Below are 19255 nucleotides of genomic sequence, written 5' to 3' on the forward strand. Positions count from 1 at the left end.
TGTGTTGTCAACCACCGGCATTCACCCGTGCGGCAATCGCATCGATGTGGTCGTCGAGGTAAAAGTGCCCGCCGTCATACCAGGACAGGTCGAATGAGCCCGCGGTGTGCTCACCCCACAACTCCAGATTGGCAGCGCTCACCCGGTGATCGCCGCGGGCGCCGAGCGCGGAGATATCGGCGCGGATGCGGACGTCGGCGTCGCAGTTGTACCGGTTGATCGCCTGGTAGTCGGACCGGATCGCGGTCACCAGCAACTCGGCGAATTCGGGGTCGGCAAGCAGATCGGCGTCGGTGCCACCGAGTTCGGCGACGTCGAGGAGGAGGTCGTCGTGGCTGGTGGGCAGCTCGGGCATCTCGGCGACCGCCGATGGCGCCGGGGCCGCCGACGCCCACAGCCGCTCCACTGCGGCACCGCGTGATTCGGCGATTCGGGCGAACTCGAACGCGACGACGGCGCCCATGCTGTGGCCGAAGAGCCGAAGCGGCGCCACCCGACGCCACGGAGCGGACACGAACAATCCGCGAGCCAGATCGTGGACGGTGCCCGGGGCAGGGTCAGCGAGCCGGTCGGCGCGCTGCGGGTACTGCACGATGTACGTGTCGCCGCCCGCGGCCAGCGCGGTCGCGAATTTCCGGTAGCCCACAGCGGCTCCACCCGCGTGCGGGAACACCACCGTGGCGCCGACCCGTCCCCCGCCGTCTCGACCGGGTACCCGTTTGATCCAGGCCGGGAATTCCTGCTTGGCCACCGTCGTGAGATTATTGAAAATCATTGCACCGCTTCGGTTTCAGCAATAGCCGCCGCGACGTTGCCGGCCTCCATCTGGATGACTTCGAGGTAGAGCTCGGCGACCTGATCGAGCCGACAGGGGTCGCCCTCGCGGCGGCTGAGCAGATCGGCAAGCGCGCAAACCGTTCGAGTCGCGAAAATGTCGGCGACCATCGCGCCGGGGGTGTCCAGCCAGGCCCTGATGCGGGCAATGGTCTGCGTTGCCAGCACGGAGTCCCCGCCGAGTACGAAGAAGTCGTCGTCGACACCGACCGACTCCCCGAGCACGTCGCCGACGATCGCCACCAGAGCGGATTCCAGTGGAGTCGACGGGGCGCGCCGATCCGGCTCGGCCGACTCGGCGACGCCGGCCGCCAGTTCGCGTGCGACGGCACGCCGGTCGATCTTGCCGCCGACCGTGAACGGAATCTGGTCGACCAGTGCCACCCGACGCGGGATCATGTGCTCTGGAACCGATTCGGCCATCGCTTCCCGCACGCCGGCGGCGGTCAGCTCGCGGTTGTCCGCCTGGACGGCTGCGGCCAGCATCTCGGCACCGCCCGGCGTCGGCACAAGGGCCGCGACACCCATTGCCACACCGGGTATCTGACGCAGCGCGGCTTCAACCTCACCGAGCTCGACACGGTAGCCACTGAGTTTGACGCGGTGGTCGGCGCGTCCGGCGAACTCCAGCGTGCCGTCCGGCCAATACCGGGCCAAATCGCCGGTGCGATACCAAGTACGGCCATCGTGCTCGACAAAACGCTGGGCCGTCAGATCCGGACGTCCACGGTAGCCCCGGGCGATACCGCGTCCAGAAATCCACAACTCGCCGACGACCCAGTCGGGACAATCGCCGCCCATGTCGTCGACCACCCGGCAGGCGTTGTTGGGAAACGGTGTGCCGTACGGCACGGCGGTCCAGTCTGACGGCAACTCGGTCGGCTCGCAGATCGTCGCGTGAACGGCGGTCTCGGTGGCACCACCGAGACCGGCGAAACGCAGTTGCGGCGCTTGGGCTTTGAGCAGGCTGGCCAGTTGCGGTCGTACCCAGTCGCCGCCGGTGGGTACCACGCGCAGCGACGACAGCCGGTCGGCGCCCACCTCGACGAGCATCTCGAGCCAGCCCGGCAGGAAGTTCAGCACCGTCACCGCGTGGGTCTCGATCAGCCGTGCCCAGACGTCTGGGTCGCGACGGTGGGCCTCGTCCACGACAACGATCGCCCCGCCGGCCCGCAGCGTGGCGAAGATGTCCAGCACTGACATGTCGCACTCCAGCGTCGACAACGCCAGGCACCGGTCGCGAGCACCGATCTCGAAGTGCCGGGTGAGAAATTCCACCGTGTTCATCGCGGCGTCGTGGGTGACTTCGACACCCTTCGGTTCACCGGTGGAGCCCGACGTGAACAGCACGTAGGCCAGCTCGCCGGGATGTGTTGTCGCGGGCCGAATCTCGGCATCGATGGGCGCATCGCGCAGCACGTCCGCGATGGCCAGCGCCGGCACCGGTAACGCGAGCGGCTGCCCGCCGCCCACCAGGGCCAGACCTACCTGGCCGGTCTGGAGGATGCGCTCGGCGCGGTCATCGGGCTGGTCGACACCGATCGGCAGGTAGACGCCGCCGACCGCCAGGATGGCGAGCAGCGCCGGGATTTGCTCGGCACACTTGGGTCCCATCACCGCGACCGTGTCGCCGGCGCCGACACCGTTGTCACGCAACGCCGCCGCCACCGCACATACCTGATCACGCAGCTGCCGGTAGCTGAGATCGCCCGAGCTGGCATAGACCGCGGGCGCGTCGGGCCGCGCCTCGGCGCAGCGGAAGAACCCGTCGTGCAACGCCTCTCCGCCCGGCTCGGCGCTGCGGCCGTTGACCCCATCCCGCACCGCCCGCTGGGCCGCGGGCAGCGGAGCAACGCTCCGCCGGTCCCAGCCGTCGTCGCCGGCGGCCAGCCGCAGCAATTCGTCGACGCAGTGCGCGAACATGGCGTCGATGACGCCGGGAGCAAACGCGTCTTCGCGGACATCCCAGTTCACCAGGACGCCACCATCGAATTCGGTGATCTGCGCGTCGAGCGCAACCTGCGGTCCTTGCGAGATGATCCAGCTTGGCGTGCCGAACGCTTCGGTGACCTGGTCACAGAACAGCTCGCCGAGTCCGAGCGCGCTGGTGAATACGACCGGTGCCAGCACCGGGGTGCCGCGGTGGCGGCCGAGGTCGCGAAGTACTGACAGGCCCGAATATTTCGAGTGCGCCGCCGCGGTCCGCATGGCGTCTTGGACCGCCCACGCCCGCGATGCGGCATCGGTGGTGCCGGACAGATCGATGTCGAGCAGCAGCGACGAGGTGAAATCACCGACGAGGCTGTCCACGTCGGGATGGAAGGCCTCGCGGCCGAACAGCGGCAGGTTGAGCAGGAATCGCGAGGTGCCCGACCAGCACGCCAGGGTGTGGGCGAACGCCGCGGCGAACATCATCGCGGGAGTGACACCTCGGACGCGGGCGTTGCCGAACAGCGCATCGCGGGTATCTGGGTCAAACCACTGCCAACGCCGAGTACTCTTGCGGGACATCATTTTTCGGTTGACATACGGCAGCTTGGGCGGGTCCGGCAATTCTGGGATGCGCCGCGACCACCAGTCCCGGTCGGCGTCGACAGCCGGTTGCGGTCCGGCTTCACGCCGCACAATCTCTCGGCGGTATTGCCGGTAGCTGTACCGCAATTCCGGAAGCGTCTCGCCGCGGTACAACTTCGCCAGATCGGTCATCAGCGTGCGATAGCTCATCGCGTCGGCGGCTTGCATGTCCAAATCGACGTGCAGGCGCGTGCGTTCGCCGGGCAGCATCGAGAGCGTCAGCTCCAGCACCTGGCCGTCGAGTTGTTGGTGCGATTTGGCTTCCCGAAGCTCGTTGAGGCGTTCGTCGACGGTGGATTCGGCGACATTCCGGAAGTCGTGAACCGTGACGGGGAAGTCCGATTGTTCTTGCGGAGAGTCGATCTGCTGGGTCCCGTCGGACAGGAACCGGACTCGCAGCATCGGGTGCCGCGCGGCCAGGTCCGTGGCCGCCCGCCGCAAACGCTCGGGATCGATTGCCCCGCCGTCGAATTCGACGTAGAGATGGCCGGCAACACCGCCGAGAGGTTGACTGTCGTGGCGCCCCACCCACATGGCGTGCTGCATCGGGGCGAGCGGAAAGGCATCGTCGGGCTCACTCGTCGACGCCGGCGCGTCATCGGAATGCGCAGCGCACGCTTCGCCCGCGGACACGAGCATCGACCACGCCTCGATCGTCGGGTCCGCGGCCAGTGCGGCGAAGTCGACGTCGATACCGCGGCGACGCCATCGCCCGGCCAGCGACATCATCCGTATCGAGTCGAGACCCTGGCTGATCAGGTTGCCGCCGGGGTCGACAGCGTCAGCGCTGACGCCGAGCAAGTCGGCAACCTCAGCGCGCACCGCACCCGGGCTGCCTGCAACGGAAGCCCCGACTCCACCGGTCAACACAACCCAACCCTCCTACTACTTAGTGGAGGCTAGCCTAAATTGCTGGCTACTTTAATTGCTGGGTACCCGGGACGCTACCGCGCTGCGGCTCCACGCCTTAATTAGGTTAGGCTTACCTATTGTCACTCAGTCAAATCTCAGGTAGCGTCCCGTCGCGCCTGGCGATGGCGCCACATTTCATCGACGGTCACACAAGGAGCAGCCGTGCAGTCAATCCCCCCGCCGCAGAACATCTTTCACAAGAACCGGCTGCTGTTCGCCGGCTTCTCAGCGATAGGCGTCGGCCTCTTGGCGCTCAACCCGGGCACCGGGATGTCCAACGTCGAGCACCGGACAGTCAGGCTGGTCGCCGGCGAAGAAACCTGGTCACAGGTCGTCGCGGCAGCGGAAGCCAACGTGCAGACCCTGGAAGCCAACGCGACAGCGTCGAGTTCCGACCTGTCGTCGGCGTTCAGCGCGCTGTCGACGGAGTTCGGCGGCCAGTTCAGCAGCGCGCTGACCGGCGTCGAGTCCGGCATCCAGAACTCGCTCGACGGCGGGTGGTACGGCAGCGACGACGGCTACGTCTTCGGGCTGTTCGGCGGATCGGTGTCGGGTCCGGACGGTATCGAGACCGGCAGCACGCTGCAGGAGATCTCGGCCGCGCTGGAACAAGGCAACCTGCTCAACGCCTTCAGCTACTTCGACGCGTGGTCGTTGGAGTCGGTGGACCACACGCTGAAACCACTGCTGAGCCCGCTTCTCGACGAGACCAGCAAGGGAGCGACCACGCTGTCGATCCCTGTCGAACTGTCGCAGATCCAGACGAATCTGCTCGAGACGTTCGGCAACTACAACGAGCTCAAAGCCCTCGGCGATGCGCTGCTCGCTCCGCAGATCGGCGTCGCCTTCGGCCTGTCCCAGGATGTGCAGGGCATCGCGGCCGACTTCTCCGCCGGGGATTTCAGCCAGGCGTTGACCGATCTGAACAACTTGCCGTCCGACCTGACCGGCGACCTGCTCAACGGCTATCCCCTGGCCGTGAGCGGCGAAACGTTCACCGGCCTGCTCAATACCGGCAGCGTCCTCGAAGAGCTGTTCGTGACGTGGCCGGAGCAACTGGCCACCGCACTGAGTGAGTCGTTTAGCTTCTAAACAACGAACGCGGTTGGGCGGGGAGCACAGGAGGCAGGCAATGTCGTCTTCCACTCTGGACGGCTTTGTGCCTTTTCCGCCGGACCGCGCGGCGCGCTACCGCTCCGCCGGCTACTGGACCGGCCGGACTCTCGACTCGTTGCTGTCCGACGCCGCTCGCCGCTGGCCCGCCCGCATCGGGGTGATCGATGCGGGCGGGCCGCAACGACTGACCTTCACCCAACTCGACGAACGAGCCGATCGCGCCGCCGCCGGGCTCGCGGCGTTGGGCATCACGCAAGGCGATCGGGTGCTGCTGCAACTGCCCAACGGCTGCGAGTTCGCGGTGGCGTTGTTCGGGCTGCTGCGCGCCGGCGCGATCCCGGTGATGTGTCTGACCGGCCATCGCGCCACCGAGTTGGGGCATTTCGCCGGCGTCAGCGACGCGACGGCGCTGATAATTCCCGACACCGCAGCCGGATTCGACTACCGCCCGATGGCACGGCAGCTCACGCAGGAGCATCGCGGGCTGCAGCACGTCATCGTCGACGGCGACCCCGAATCGTTCGTGCCGTGGTCGCAGGTGCGTGCCTGCCGGGACGAGCGGCACACGCGGAGCACCCCGGACCCGAGTTCGCCTGCGCTGCTGCTGGTTTCCGGCGGCACGACCGGCCTGCCGAAGCTCATCCCCCGCACCCACGACGACTACGTCTACAACGCCACCGCCAGCGCCGAGCTGTGCACGCTGACCTCCGATGACGTGTACCTCGCGGCGCTGCCGTCCGCCCACAACTTTCCGCTGGCCTGCCCGGGTCTGCTCGGCGCCATCGCGGTCGGCGCGACCACAGTGTTTCTCACCAACCCCAGCCCGGAGTCAGCCTTCGCTGCGATCGCGCGCCACGGCGTCACGGTCACTGCGCTGGTACCGGCGTTGGCCAACTTGTGGGCCGAGGCCACCGAGTGGGAGCCCGAGACGCCGACATCGCTGCGGCTCCTGCAGGTCGGCGGCGCGAAATTGGAGGCTGACGACGCCCGTCGGATCCGTGCGACGCTGACGCCCGGCCTGCAGCAGGTGTTCGGGATGGCCGAGGGTCTGTTGTGTTACACGCGGCCGGGCGACCCGCCGGAATTGGTCGACCACACCCAGGGCCGGCCGCTGTGCGACGACGACGAACTGCGCGTCGTCGACGACGCCGGCCAGCCGGCGCAGGCCGGTGCCGAAGGAGAACTGCTGGTGCGGGGGCCCTACACCATCAACGGGTATTTCAACGCCGAAGCCGACAACGCCCGCTCGTTCGACCCCGACGGCTTCTACCGCAGCGGCGACCTGGTCCGCACGCACCTCGATGGCTATCTGGAAGTCACCGGCCGGGTGAAAGACGTCATTCATCGCGGCGGCGAAACCGTCGCCGCGGGCGACATCGAAGAGCACCTGCGGGCGCACCCGTCGATCGGATCGGCCGCAGCCGTCGCGCTGAAGGATCCATATCTTGGCGAAAAAATCTGCGCGGCAGTCGTTTTCACCGGGGCCCCAGTGACGCTGTCGGAGTTGAACGATTTTCTCACCCAACGCGGCGTAGCCACCCACGCTCGACCCGATGTGCTGACCGAGATGACTGCGCTGCCCACCACACCGGTCGGCAAGGTCGACAAGAAGGCCATCGCCCAGCAGTTGCAGTCGGGATAACCGGAAATTAAACCTGCGCCTTAAGATTCAGACGAATTCATCGAGTTCGGACAGAGACGCCTTAGCTTTGGCCACTAGCCTCGAGTTCAATTGCCCGAGGAGGTGAAATGTTGAGATCAAGTCTTGTTAGCACGTCGGTCAGCGACGACAGCACGGCTCGGCGGCCGGTCTTGGCGGGCGTCCTCTCGGTACTCGCCTCCGCCGCCGCCATCCTCGGGTCGGGCGCCGCGATGGCGTCACCGCTGTCGACGGTGCCCCACAACGCCCATCTAGAGGGCTGAGCTCCTAAAACATCCGTCGAAGTGACCGTTCTCGATCCCGACGGTTTGCATGAACGAATGCGCGACGACGGGCCCGACGAGCCGAAAACCTTTTTCCCGCAACGCTGCCGAAAGAAGATGGGATTCCGGGCTGTCCATCCGGCCGTCAGCCCAGCTCCGCAACGGATAGTGACGCCGAGGCTGATGGTCCCACGCCAATTGCGCCAACGAGCACGACAACATGACGCGGGCGTTGTGCACCGTCGCTTCGATCTTGCGCCGGTTGCGAATGATGGAGCGGTCAGCCATCAATCGGTCGACATCCGCGGACGTCATCGCGGCCACTGCGGTTGGCTCGAATTCACTAAACGCTCTGCGGAAGTTGTCCCGCTTGTCGAAGACGGCCAGCCACGACAGGCCGTTCTCGAAGTACGTCAGCGCGAGCGTTTCGAAAAGCGCCGCCTCGTCGTGCGTCGGCGTACCCCACTCGGCATCGTGATAACCGGTCAGATCGCGGCCCGTCTCAGTGGCCCAGCGGCAGCGGGTGATTCCGTCGGCGGCGGTGACGACGGTGGGCAGCTGCGGCGGCATGCCGATGCCGGCCATGGCCTTCATACCCACGACAATAATCGGCAGCTCAGCTATGTTGAGTCCCGAGCGCCAGGAAAGAAGGACCTCGATGCGGGACGACGAAGTGCGGGCCGCCTTATCGCGGCATTGGACGGCATCGGATGCCAACGAATTTGAAGCTGAACACGAAATCTATTCCGAGGAAGCGGTTCTCGAGTATCCGCAATCGGGTGAGCGGATCCGCGGGCGGCGCAACATCCAGGCGTCGCGCACCGCACAACCGAATGCGAAGCGGTTCACCGTCCGGCGGACCCTGGGTGGCGGCGATCTGTGGGTCACCGAGTTGGTGATGACATACGACGACCACCCGTATTACGTCGTCAGCGTCATGGAATTCGACGGCGCCAAGGTCGTTCGTGAGACCCAGTATTTCGGCGATCCATTCGAGCCGGGGCCATCTCGCGCTCAGTGGGTCGAACCGATGTGAGACGGACTGAGCGGCGACTCGCCAGACCTTGCCATTGACTAATGTCACCATTTTGTGTTGACTCAGTCGCATGACGGACCCAGCGTCGGGCCGCGGATCACTGCGATCGCGTGGTGCAGCCCTCGTCAGCACGCTGACATTGCGCCAGATCAGCGCGGTTTTGCCGCCCGAACAGGCCTGGGGGCTCTGGCTGTCACGCCGGATCCTGGCCGGCGTCATGGACGCGTTCGGTCCCCCACTGGCCGGCGCCCGCGCTGAGAGGGTCGACGGCGTACTGCCCGACGGTCGTCGAGTGGTCGGCGAATGGGTCCGTGCGCCCGGCGTGCACAGCACCGACAATGCGATCTACTTCGTCCACGGCAGCGGCTATGCGCTGTGCTCCCCGCGAACACACCGTCGGCTGACCTCGTGGCTGTCGCGGTTGACCGGCTTACCGGTGTTCGCCGTCGACTATCGTCTGGCGCCGCGGCACCGCTTCCCCACCGCCGCCCATGACGTGCGGGCGGGATGGGACTGGCTGGTCGGTCACGTGCCGCCGGAACGTGTTGTCATTGCCGGGGATTCAGCCGGCGGCCATTTGACGGTGGACCTGCTGCTGCAATCGGAGGCCGAAGCCGCCAAAGCCGCTGCGCTGGTGCTGTTCTCGCCGCTGATCGATCTGACGCTCGGCCTGGCTCGCGTGCGCGAGGCGTTGCGTCGCGACCCAGCCATCCGGGTCTCCGACGCCGCCCGTCTGCTCGCCTTGTACACCCGCGACGTCGATCCCACGCACGAACGCCTGGCTCTCGACGTGGCCGGCGGGCCTGCGCTACCGCCGACGCTGATCCAGGCCGGTGGCGCCGAGATGCTGCTCAGCGATGCGAGGCGACTCGCCGCCGATATCCACGCCGGCGGAGGCCGCTGCGAGCTTCAGGTCTGGCCAGACCAAGTGCACGTCTTCCAGGCGCTGCCACGGTTGTCGCCCGAAGCCGCGAAAGCTATGAGGCACGCGGCGCACTTCATCACAACGTCATTGCGGGCCAGCGATTTTGACGCCATGGCAGGAAAGGCAGATTGACCATGATCGGACCGTTCGGCAAGTCGCCCAAGGTGAGCCACCACGCTCGTGCGGTGGTGACGGGTGCGGGCAGCGGTATCGGCGCGGCGTTCGCCGTCGAACTCGCCAAACGTGGCGGTCGGGTCGTGTGCAGCGACATCGACGAAGTCGCCGCGAAGAGGACGGTCAGCGCGATAACCGACCTCGGCGCCGACGCGGTCGCAATCGCCTGCGACGTAACCCAACTCGGCGACGTCCAGGAACTGGCCGTCCAGTCGCAGTCCTGGTTCGGAACCACGCCGACGCTGGTGATCAACAATGCCGGCGTCGGCTCGGGCGGCGCCCCGATCGGCGAACTTCCCATCGAAGATTGGCAGTGGGTGCTGGGCATCAACCTGTGGGGACCCATCCACGGCTGCCACGTCTTCGCGCCGATCCTGCGGTCCGCCGAACCCTCGAACACGCCGCGGGGCATCATCAACGTCGCCTCCGCCGCGGCGTTCGGCGCCGCGCCCAGCATGGCGGCCTACAACGTCAGCAAGGCCGGTGCGCTGTCGCTGTCGGAGACCTTGGCCGCCGAATTGTCCGGCAGCGGAGTGAAAGTCACCGCCCTGTGCCCCACCTTCGTCAAGACGAACATACTCGAAGCCGGCCGCATCTCGGCCGAGACGAACCAGTTCGCGCACAGGATCATGCGCTGGACTGGCGTGTCGGCGGAAAAAGTCGCGAAGACCTGTCTGGACGCCCACGACCGCGGCGACCTGTACTGCATGCCGCAGCTCGAAGCCAAAATCGGCTGGAGCATCAAGCGACTGGTTCCCGGAACGTACACCCGCGCCGTCGGCCTGGTGTCCCGGATCGCCCCGCTCTAAAGACCCATCCGAAGGAGGACTCCGATGAGTATCGACATGGACGCGATGCTGGTGAAGATCAAGGATCGCCAGTGGGCGCTTGCCGACATCGATTGGGACGCACCCGGTGCCGAGACGATCACCGACGAACAGCGGCCACAGCTCAAGGCGTTCATGGCCGACCTGTGCTGGATCGAGAACATCGGCGCGCGGGGGTTCGCGGCGCTGGCGAAAAAGGCGCCCACACCGACCATCGCCCAGATTTATCGCTACTTCCACGCCGAGGAGCAGCGGCACGCCAACGCCGAACTGGCGCTGATGAAGCGGTGGGGCATGCTCGAGGACGGCGAGGTTCCCGAGCCGAACGTGAACATCCGGCTGGCTATCGACTGGCTGGACCGCTGGGCTGACGACATGCCGCTGTCTCTGCTCGGCACCGTCATCCCGATGCTCGAAGTCGCGCTGGACGGCGCGCTGCTGAAGTTCCTGCTCGACGAGGTGCACGACCCGGTCTGTCACCAGGTGTTCGAGAAGATCAACAACGACGAATCACGGCATCTGGTCGTCGATTTCGAGGTTCTCGACATGATCGGCCACGCGAAGATCCGCCGTCTGCTGATCGACTTCGTCGGTCGCAACGCCACTCCGGGTCTGATCATCGGCGCGATCATGGGCGCACCGCTGATCAATCGGATCCGCAACGAGATCACCGACATGGGCATGGAGCCCGAGCGGCTTTATCGGGCCGTGAAACGATTCAAAGAGCTCGGTGATCGTGGCGAAAAGACCAGCCGGGTGCCGACTTATCGGTTCCTGAGGCGCTACGCCGGAGTGGTCACGAATCCGCGCCACCCCTACCACCTGCTGGCGAATTCGATGGTCTGGCTTTCTGATCGGTATCCGCGGCCCCTGCTGCCGTCAGTACCCAGCTGGGTCAAAGAAGTCACCCACGAGCCGGCGGCCTGATCGTGCCCAACACACACATCTACGACACGCTGATCGTCGGAGCCGGTTTCAGCGGACTCGGCGCCGCGATCAAATTGGTCGAAGCCGGCGTCGACGACATCGTGATCCTGGAACGCAGCGACCGGGTGGGCGGAACCTGGCGCGACACCAGCTATCCGGGCGCCAGCTGCGACATCCCGTCGCTGCTGTATTCGTATTCGTTCGTCAAGAACCCGACGTGGTCACGGACCTACTCGCCGGCCGGCGAAATCTGCGAACACATCGAAGACATGGCCGACCGGTTCGACATCCGCCGCCACATCCAGTTCGGCCAAGAGGTCACCGGGCTGTCGTTCGACGAGGACGCCGGCGTGTGACCGCAACCACGAAGAGCCGCAAACGCTTTCGGGCAAGGACCGTCATCCTGGCATCCGGGCCGCTGCCGGACTCCAGCTTCCCCGAGATCCGCGGCATCGACTCCTACACCGGGCACAGGATCCACAGCGCCCGGTGGGATCACGACTACGACTTCGCCGGAAAGCGGGTCGCGGTGATCGGCACCGGGGCCAGCGCCATCCAGATCATCCCCGAACTGGTCAAGCAGGCCGACTTCGTCAAGGTCTTCCAGCGAACCCCGGGTTGGGTGCTGCCCCGCGTGGATGTCGCAACACCCCCCGCAGTGCAGAAGGTGTTCGCCAAAGTTCCTGCCGTGCAACAGCTTGCCCGCCAGGCGTTGTACTGGGGCCACGAGGCCAGCGCCACCGCTCTGGTATGGAACACTCCGGCCACCTCGCTGGTGGCCCGGCTGGGTCGCCTGCATCTGCACCGGCAGGTCAAAGACCCGTGGCTACGCCGTCAGCTCACCCCCGACTTCACCCCGGGTTGCAAACGGATGCTGGTCTCCAGTGACTACTACCCCGCGCTGCAGCGCGACAACTGCAAGCTGATCGACTGGCCGATTGCGACCCTGAGCCCCGTCGGCATCCGCACCAGCGACGGCGTCGAACACCACGTGGACTGCATCGTCTTCGCCACCGGCTACGACGTGCACCTGGACGGTCCGCCGTTCCCGGTCACCGGGCTCGGTGGCCGCACGCTGGCTGCCGAATGGTCCGGCGGCGCACAGGCTTACAAGAGCGCCAGCGCGCATGGCTATCCGAACCTGTTCTTCACCACAGGTCCCAACTCCGGGCCCGGCCACAACTCGCTGCTGGTCTACGTCGAAGGCCAGCTCGACTACGCCGTCAGTGGTATCACCACCATCCTGCGCAACGACCTGCGTTACCTCGACGTCCGCCACGACGTCCAGCGCCGCTACAACGAGCGCCTCCAGCGGCGGCTCACCAAGACGACGTGGATGACGGGTTGCAACAGTTGGTATCTGACCAAGGACGGGTTCAACGCGTCGATGTACCCAGGTTTCGCGACGCAGTATCTTCGACAGATGCGCGACTTCCGCTACGCCGACTACGACGCGGTCGAACGAACTGCCGCCCGCGTCAGCTCGTCTGCCTGAACGATGGCCCCCGACCGACCACCCCGCACAGAGACCGGCACCATCGCCGGGATCTTGGCCAACTTGCGACGCGCGCCCAAACGCGTTCGGCGCCAGTCGCGGGAGGTCATCGAGAACGCCGTGTCGCAGCTGTTCGACGCGGCGGTCCGCCAGCCGCACGGTGCGCCGGGCTTCGGGGAATACCGCATCGACGACTTGGCCCGGCTGGCCGGCACCACCACCCGCAACGTCCGGGTGTACCGCGACCGCGGGCTGTTACCGCCACCGCTGCGGGTCGGGCGCATCGCGCTCTACAACGACACCCACCTGACCCGGCTGCGGCTCATCACCTCGATGCTCGACCGCGGCTACAACATCGCGCACGTCCGGGAGATGCTCAGCGCCTGGGAGGAAGGCAAGAACCTCGGCGACGTGCTCGGCTTGGAGACCGCGATCGTCGGCACCTGGACCACCGAGAAGTCCGAGACCATGCCGCTGACCGCGGCGCAGCGACTGATCAACGACGACAAGGCTTTTGACCGCCTGGAGCGGCTGCAGGTGATCCGTATCGACGGCGACCAGGCCACGCTCACCCGGCCGAAGCTGATCGAGGCGTTCAACGAGATCCGCGGCTACGGCGTGAGCATGGACAAACTCATCGACCTGCACGAGCAGATCGTCCCGTTGATCGACCAGATCAGCGAGCTGCTGGTGCGGGCGGGCGCCGAGCACGTCGCCCACCGGATTAAGCCTCGCGAAGCCCTGCCCGCCGACACCGAGATCGCCCAACTGATCACCATGCTGGTCCGGCTGCGCACCCAGGCCGTCGCGTCGGTGACCGCCACTCTCGCCTCGTCGATCGAATCGACGATCGAGTCGCTGGTCAGCAGCATCCTGGCCGACTACCTGGAGGGTGCCCCGGACGCCGACGCCGGCTAGGGCAGTAGGCGAAGCGCCACCAGGTGCGGCGCCAGCGTGGTCAGCTTCTCGCAGGTCTCTTCGAATTCCCGGTCGGGATCCGAGGCGCCGATGATGCCTGCCCCGGCCCTCAGCCAGGTACGGCCGTCGCGTTCGTAGGCCGCTCGCAGCGTGAGCGCAGCATCCAATCGGCCGTCGGCCGAAAACATCACCACCGCACCGGAATACAACTCACGGGGGGCCTCGTCGAGCCGCAGGATGGCGTCCACGCCGGCCGCCTTGGGAATGCCCGAAGCGGTAACCGCAGGGAACAGCGTCTCCAGCGCATCCATCCGGTCTTTGGACGCATCCAGTCGGCCGGTGACCGTCGAACCGAGATGCTGCACGCTGCCGCGCTCGCGCACTGTCATGAAGTCGACGACGGCGGCGGTGCCGGGTTCGGCGACCTCGGTGATCTCCTGCAATGAGCTGCGCACCGACATGGCGTGCTCGACGATTTCCTTGCTGTCGGACTCGAGCTCGTCGCGGGCCTGCCGGTCGCGCACCGCGCCGCGGCCCAAAGCCCGGGTGCCGGCCAGTGGTTCGGTCACCGCCACCCCGTCGTCGCGCACCGCGGCCACCAATTCGGGGCTGTATCCCAGCGCCCGGAATCCGCCGAACCGCAACAGGAACGAACGCGCGGGGGTGTTGTGACGCCGTCCCAGCCGGTAGGTCGACGGAAAGTCCAGGGGGAAAGGCACATTCACGCAGCGGGACAGAATCACCTTGTGGTAGGCCCCGGTGGCGATCTCACCGATCGCCGCGCCGACGCGGGCCCGGTAGTCCGAGGTGTCGGCGGCCACGTCTATTGCCGACGCGCTCGGCGTCGGGGGCGGACCCGCGCTCAGCAACCGGGCGACCACGTCGCGCTGGCGCTCGTCGGCGTCGATCAGGCTGACGGTCTCGCCGGTGACGACGATTCGGGTGCGGGGCCAGAGCACCCGGGCCAGTGGGGTGTGCGGCGCGAGACGCTCCTGCAGACCGAACCGATAGGCACCAAATTCGAAGGCGATCCAGCCGAACGCCTGGTCGGTCTCCAGCAGCAGCCGGTCGACCGCCTCGCCGAGCACCGGCCCCGGCCGGCCGGACCAGGCTTCTCGCTGCGTCACCCCGTCGCGGATGATGCGAAGCTCGTCGCAGTCCAGCTCGACGACGGCCAGCGCGCCGATCGCCAGCACCCATTGGCCGTCGTATTCGTAGAGCAGGTACTCCTCGCCGTCACGCTCGGGCAATGCCGACGCCAACTCGGCGGCCAGGTCGGCGGGTGCGATGTCAGCGGGCAGCCGAAGGGACAGTGACGCGGCGCTTGCCTGATTGGGTTCGACACCGAGATCGGTCACGGTTAGTAAATGTAGCCTAACCTATCAACGCGCGGGTATCCCTGTCCGCGCCCAGCCGATCACGACAACGTGATGGCGCCCTCCGGGCAGTTCCGCTGGGCGTCAACCGCCCGCGCCTCACGCTCACCCGAAACTTCGCCGACGAGCACTATCGAGTGACCGACCTCGTCGGCGTCGAAGATCTCAGGCGCCAAGCTGTAGCAGCGGCCATGACCGACGCAACGCTCGGCGTCCACATCGACGCGTATCACGTCGGCACCGGGAACGTCAGCGGCAGCGACTCCACCGATCGCAGCGCGGCCGTGTACGTCAACTGGGTACCGGGCTTGATCTCGTAATCCGGTATGCGGCGGTGGAATTCGCGCAATGCGACCCGCAATTCCATGCGGGCCAGGTGGGAGCCCAGACAGCGGTGCGGACCGCCGCCGAAGGCCCGGTGCCGGTTCGGGTTGCGGCAGAAGTCGACCAGTTCCGGGTCGGGGAACTCCGCGGGGTCGGTGTTCGCGGCACCCAGCAACGGGCTGACCCGCTCCCCCTTGCTGATCGGGCAGCCGCCGACCTCGACGTCGTCCATCGCGACGCGGACGACGCCGGGCACCGGTGTCTCCCAGCGCAGCAACTCCTCGATGGCGCTCGGCAAGATGTCCGGTTGCTCGACGAGCTGATGCCGGTGGTCGGGGTGGCGGGCCAGGTAGACGAAGAAGCAGTCGAGCGAGTCGGTCACCGTGTCCAGCCCGGCGATCAGGAACAGAAAGCAGATGTCGAGGATCTCCTCATGCGTCAGCGGTCTCCCCTCGACTTTCGCGTCAATCAGCGAGGACAGCACGTCGTCGCGCGGGCGGGCGATATGGTCCTCGATGGCGCGTTCAAAGTAGTCGTAAATCTGTTGTGCCGCAGGGGCCGTGGCCTCGTGGCGGCGGTCGTATCCGGATTCGCCCTCCGGGCGGATCACGCCGTCCTTCCACTCCAGAAATTGATCCAGGTCTTCCAGCGGCAGGCCGAGCAACTGCAGAAACACCGTGCAGGGCAGCGGGACGGCGAACTCTTCGTGAAAGTCGCATTCACCGCGATCGACGAAGCGGTCGATCATCTCGTTCACCAGCTCGGTGACGCGCGGTTCACGCTTGGCCATTTCGCGCGGGGTGAAAAGCGGGTCGAGGATACGGCGGTACTTCGCGTGCTCAGGCGGGTCGATCTGCAGTGGAATCAGCGGTCGCACGTTGCCCAGGTCGACGGCGTCCATGTTGGACGAGAACAGCTCGGTGTGCTTGAGTGCCATCTCGATGTCGGCCAGCCGGCTGAGCACAACCGCTTGCGGCGACCGGAACACCGGGGTCGACTCGCGCAGCGCCTTGTACATCGGCTGCGGCTCGGCAAGACCCGCCACCGCCTGGTCGACATACCCTTCGGTATCTGCCATCAGGCCAGCCTGACACCAACGGCCGATGCGGGCAGACGATTCAGCAGTTATTTCCGGGGGCCAAACGGCGGATTCATGCTGGCGAACTTCCTGTCGGTGGACCCCGCTATTATCGAATATATGTTCGATGCCGAGGGATCGCCGCAGCTCGTAGGCACCTTTTCGGGTGTTGACGATGCCGGCGTGGTGGACGTCATCAGCGATGCGGCGCGCCGCCAGAATGCGATGTGCGGGCGGGAGCTGGCGGCGATCGGTGAGTTGTATGCGCGTCGTGCACCCGCAGACGATGTCGATCGGGACAACTGGGCCATCGACGGCCATGAAAACGTCGTGGCCGAAGTCGCTGCGGCCTTGGGTATCAGCCGCGGCCGGGCCCGCGGGAGGTTGCGCTATGCGATCGCCCTACGTGAGCGCCTCCCTCGCGTCGCCGAGGTTTTCGCCCGCGGACTCATCGACTTCCGGGCGATGGCCGCGGTCGTATGTCGCACTGAGCTGGTTGAGAATCCGGCCTTGGTCGCCAAGCTGGATGCCGCCATCGCCACGCACGCGCCAAAGTGGATGCGGCTCTCCGGGCCAAGGCTTTTCGAGCGCATCGATATGTGGGTCATGCGATTCGATCCGGCCGGCAAACGAGTGCCGCGGGAGCACAGCGAGAATCGCTATGTCGAAATCGGGCCCACCGATGCAGGTTTGGCCGGGGTCTGGGCGCAGCTGCACATTGCCGACGGCGTGGCTATAGATCAGAAGCTCGACGCGCTCGCCCAAACGGTCTGCGCGGCAGATCCGCGCACCAAACAACAACGCCGGGCGGACGCGTTGGCCGCATTGGCCGGCGGCCTGACGGCGATGCGCTGCCAATGCAATACGCCGGACTGCTCTGCAACGCAACGGCGCCCGGCGTTCGACGTGGTGATTCATGTCTTGGCCGAGCAGGCGACGATCAGTGGTGACTCACAGTCGCCCGGATACCTGCAGACGTTCGGGCCGGTGGGCTCGAACACCCTGCGCGACATGGCCAAAAGCGCGAAGATCAAGCCGCTGAAGCTGCCGTCAGCCGATGCCGAGCCCGGTTACCGACCATCGACGGCGTTGGCCGAATTCGTGCGCTGCCGGGATTTGACGTGCCGGTTCCCGGGATGCGACCAACCAGCTGAAGTCTGCGATCTCGACCACACCGTGCCCTTCCCGATGGGTCCCACGCACGCATCGAATCTGAAACTATTGTGCCGCTACCATCACTTACTCAAGACGTTCTACTCGGGGTCCGGCGGCTGGAGAGATCGACAACTTGCCGACGGCACCGTCACGTGGACCGCGCCGAGCGGCCAGGTTTACTCGACGACACCCGGCGGCAGCTTCTTCTTCCCCGTGCTGGCCACCCCGACCGGAGAGCTGAAGATCACTCAGAGAGATGAAACATCCAGTAGCGCAGATGGATTGATGATGCCGCGACGGAAACGCACACGGGCAGAAGATCGCCGTTATCGCGTCGCCGCTGAGCGTCAGGACAACGAACAACGGCTCGCCGCAGAGCGACTTTGCGAACAGCGCCGAAGACGCGCAGCGGGTTACGACCCGCCGCCCTTCTGACCGGTGCTAGTCCAGCAGCATGCGGACGACTCCGTCGGCCAGCAACCTCCCCCGGTCGGTGAGCACCAGGCGTTCGCCCTCGGGGATCAACAAGCCGTCCTCGATCGCGGTATCGGCGCGTTGACGCTCGGCCTCATCCAGCAGTTCCACCGCCAGACCCTGGCGCAGCCGGATGCGCAGCAGCACCTCCTCGGTGTGTCGGCTATCGACATCCAACTGTTCGAAACCGGCGACCGGCAACGTCGCGCCAGCCAAGAGTTGGGCATAAGCGTTGGGATGCTTGACATTCCACCAGCGAGTCGCGCCGACGAAACTGTGCGCGCCGGGCCCGGCGCCCCACCACTGACCGCCGTCCCAATAGCCCAGATTGTGCCGGCATTGTCCGCCCGGGCGGCTCCAGTTCGACACCTCGTACCACTCGAACCCGGCCGCCGACAGCCGCTCGTCCGCCAATTCGTAGCGATGCGCCAGCACGTCGTCGTCGGGAGCGGCGAGCTCGCCGCTGCGGACCCGCCGCGCCAGCGCGGTGCCGTTCTCGACAACTAAGGCGTACGCGGACACGTGATCGACGCCGGTCTCGATGGCCGTGTCGACCGAGCGCAGCAGGTCGTCGTCGGACTCCCCCGGTGTGCCGTAGATCAGGTCGAGGCTGACGTGCTCGAATCCTTCAGCAAGCGCCTCGCGCGCAGCCGCGGCCGACCGGTTCGGCGTGTGAATCCGGTCGAGAACACCGAGCACCCGCGGTGACACCGATTGCATGCCCAGCGACACCCTGGTGAAGCCCGCCGCGCGGGCGGCCGCGAAGAAGTCCGGCCACGCCGACTCCGGGTTGGCTTCGGTGGTGACCTCGGCGTCCGGTGCCAGCTCGAAGTTGTCGCGCACCGCGTCCATGACCGAGGCGATCCGCGCCCCGCCCAGCAGTGACGGGGTCCCGCCGCCGACGAACACCGTCTGCACGGTCGGTGCGCCCAGCCGCGCCGCCGCCAGTTCGAGCTCCGACCGCAACACCTCGAGCCACGCGTCCGGGTTGACCCCGCCCAGTTCGGCGGGGGTATAGGTGTTGAAGTCGCAGTAGCCGCAGCGGGTGAAGCAGAACGGCACGTGAATGTAGATGCCGAACGGTCCGCCCGGGCTCAATCGCAATTCGGGCAGCTCGACCGCCACAGGGGATGCCGTCACGCCGTCCCAATATTCCTCAGTGCTGGCCGAACCTCCAGCGCTGGGCG

At 66.4% G+C, this 19255-nt stretch carries 16 protein-coding genes and 1 pseudogene; 10 read left to right on the forward strand and 7 right to left on the reverse strand.

Annotation, left to right across the window (positions count from 1 at the left end; genetic code table 11):
* Positions 1-7 precede the first annotated feature (7 nt).
* On the reverse strand, positions 8-775 hold the full coding sequence (locus tag G6N27_RS07120) for a thioesterase II family protein (RefSeq protein WP_163775707.1): 768 nt from the start codon (positions 773-775) through the stop codon (positions 8-10).
* Positions 772-4278: a non-ribosomal peptide synthetase gene (locus tag G6N27_RS07125; RefSeq protein ID WP_232064907.1), complete on the reverse strand. Its 3507-nt coding sequence runs from the start codon at positions 4276-4278 to the stop codon at positions 772-774. The genes G6N27_RS07120 and G6N27_RS07125 overlap by 4 nt, the downstream gene beginning before the upstream one ends.
* Before the next feature lie 204 nt (positions 4279-4482).
* On the opposite strand from G6N27_RS07125, the gene G6N27_RS07130 reads away from it, so the two are divergent.
* The 3 genes from G6N27_RS07130 to G6N27_RS07140 all read left to right on the forward strand — a co-directional run bounded on the left by G6N27_RS07130 (position 4483) and on the right by G6N27_RS07140 (position 7359).
* On the forward strand, positions 4483-5412 hold the full coding sequence (locus G6N27_RS07130) for a hypothetical protein (protein WP_163775708.1): 930 nt from the start codon (positions 4483-4485) through the stop codon (positions 5410-5412).
* Positions 5413-5452: 40 nt separating this feature from the next.
* Positions 5453-7078, forward strand: a complete 1626-nt coding sequence (locus tag G6N27_RS07135) for a (2,3-dihydroxybenzoyl)adenylate synthase (protein WP_163775709.1) — start codon at positions 5453-5455, stop codon at positions 7076-7078.
* A 107-nt stretch (positions 7079-7185) separates the two neighbouring features.
* Positions 7186-7359 (forward strand): hypothetical protein, encoded by a 174-nt coding sequence (locus G6N27_RS07140; RefSeq protein WP_163775710.1) that lies wholly within the window; start codon positions 7186-7188, stop codon positions 7357-7359.
* Here G6N27_RS07140 and G6N27_RS07145 read toward each other — a convergent pair.
* A complete protein-coding gene (locus G6N27_RS07145) occupies positions 7348-7953 on the reverse strand; it encodes a DNA-3-methyladenine glycosylase I (protein ID WP_197746526.1) in 606 nt (201 codons plus the stop codon). The genes G6N27_RS07140 and G6N27_RS07145 overlap by 12 nt on opposite strands.
* A gap of 64 nt (positions 7954-8017) precedes the next feature.
* On the opposite strand from G6N27_RS07145, the gene G6N27_RS07150 reads away from it, so the two are divergent.
* The 6 genes and pseudogenes from G6N27_RS07150 to G6N27_RS07175 all read left to right on the forward strand — a co-directional run bounded on the left by G6N27_RS07150 (position 8018) and on the right by G6N27_RS07175 (position 13661).
* Positions 8018-8395: a nuclear transport factor 2 family protein gene (locus G6N27_RS07150; RefSeq protein ID WP_163775711.1), complete on the forward strand. Its 378-nt coding sequence runs from the start codon at positions 8018-8020 to the stop codon at positions 8393-8395.
* Between the two features lie 70 nt (positions 8396-8465).
* Complete coding sequence (locus G6N27_RS07155; protein ID WP_163775712.1) at positions 8466-9452, forward strand: alpha/beta hydrolase; 987 nt, start codon at positions 8466-8468, stop codon at positions 9450-9452.
* 2 nt (positions 9453-9454) lie between these two features.
* On the forward strand, positions 9455-10303 hold the full coding sequence (locus tag G6N27_RS07160; protein ID WP_163775713.1) for an SDR family NAD(P)-dependent oxidoreductase: 849 nt from the start codon (positions 9455-9457) through the stop codon (positions 10301-10303).
* 24 nt (positions 10304-10327) lie between these two features.
* Positions 10328-11248 (forward strand): ferritin-like domain-containing protein, encoded by a 921-nt coding sequence (locus tag G6N27_RS07165; RefSeq protein WP_163775714.1) that lies wholly within the window; start codon positions 10328-10330, stop codon positions 11246-11248.
* A pseudogene (locus G6N27_RS07170) lies at positions 11248-12743 on the forward strand (flavin-containing monooxygenase). The gene G6N27_RS07165 and the pseudogene G6N27_RS07170 overlap by 1 nt, the downstream one beginning before the upstream one ends.
* 3 nt (positions 12744-12746) lie before the next feature.
* A complete protein-coding gene (locus G6N27_RS07175) occupies positions 12747-13661 on the forward strand; it encodes a MerR family transcriptional regulator (RefSeq protein ID WP_163775715.1) in 915 nt (304 codons plus the stop codon).
* On the opposite strand, the gene G6N27_RS07180 is transcribed toward G6N27_RS07175, so the two are convergent.
* Genes G6N27_RS07180 through G6N27_RS07190 form a run of 3 tightly spaced genes read right to left on the reverse strand, consistent with a single transcriptional unit; the run spans position 13658 to position 16439 of the window.
* Positions 13658-15019, reverse strand: a complete 1362-nt coding sequence (locus G6N27_RS07180; protein ID WP_163775716.1) for a salicylate synthase — start codon at positions 15017-15019, stop codon at positions 13658-13660. The two genes, G6N27_RS07175 and G6N27_RS07180, sit on opposite strands and share 4 nt — an antisense overlap.
* A gap of 59 nt (positions 15020-15078) precedes the next feature.
* A complete protein-coding gene (locus G6N27_RS07185) occupies positions 15079-15270 on the reverse strand; it encodes a ferredoxin (protein ID WP_163775717.1) in 192 nt (63 codons plus the stop codon).
* Entirely contained in the window at positions 15267-16439 is a 1173-nt protein-coding gene (locus tag G6N27_RS07190; protein WP_163775718.1) for a cytochrome P450, read from the reverse strand. The genes G6N27_RS07185 and G6N27_RS07190 overlap by 4 nt, the downstream gene beginning before the upstream one ends.
* Positions 16440-16559: 120 nt before the next feature.
* On the opposite strand from G6N27_RS07190, the gene G6N27_RS07195 reads away from it, so the two are divergent.
* Positions 16560-18029, forward strand: a complete 1470-nt coding sequence (locus G6N27_RS07195; protein ID WP_163781472.1) for an HNH endonuclease signature motif containing protein — start codon at positions 16560-16562, stop codon at positions 18027-18029.
* Positions 18030-18035: 6 nt separating this feature from the next.
* Here G6N27_RS07195 and hemW read toward each other — a convergent pair whose 3' ends face one another.
* Positions 18036-19208, reverse strand: coding sequence for a radical SAM family heme chaperone HemW (gene hemW, locus G6N27_RS07200; RefSeq protein WP_232064908.1), 1173 nt, complete (start codon positions 19206-19208; stop codon positions 18036-18038).
* Between the last annotated feature and the right edge of the window lie 47 nt (positions 19209-19255).

It is taken from the genome of Mycobacterium cookii (genome assembly GCF_010727945.1).
Classification (GTDB): Bacteria; Actinomycetota; Actinomycetes; order Mycobacteriales; family Mycobacteriaceae; genus Mycobacterium; species Mycobacterium cookii.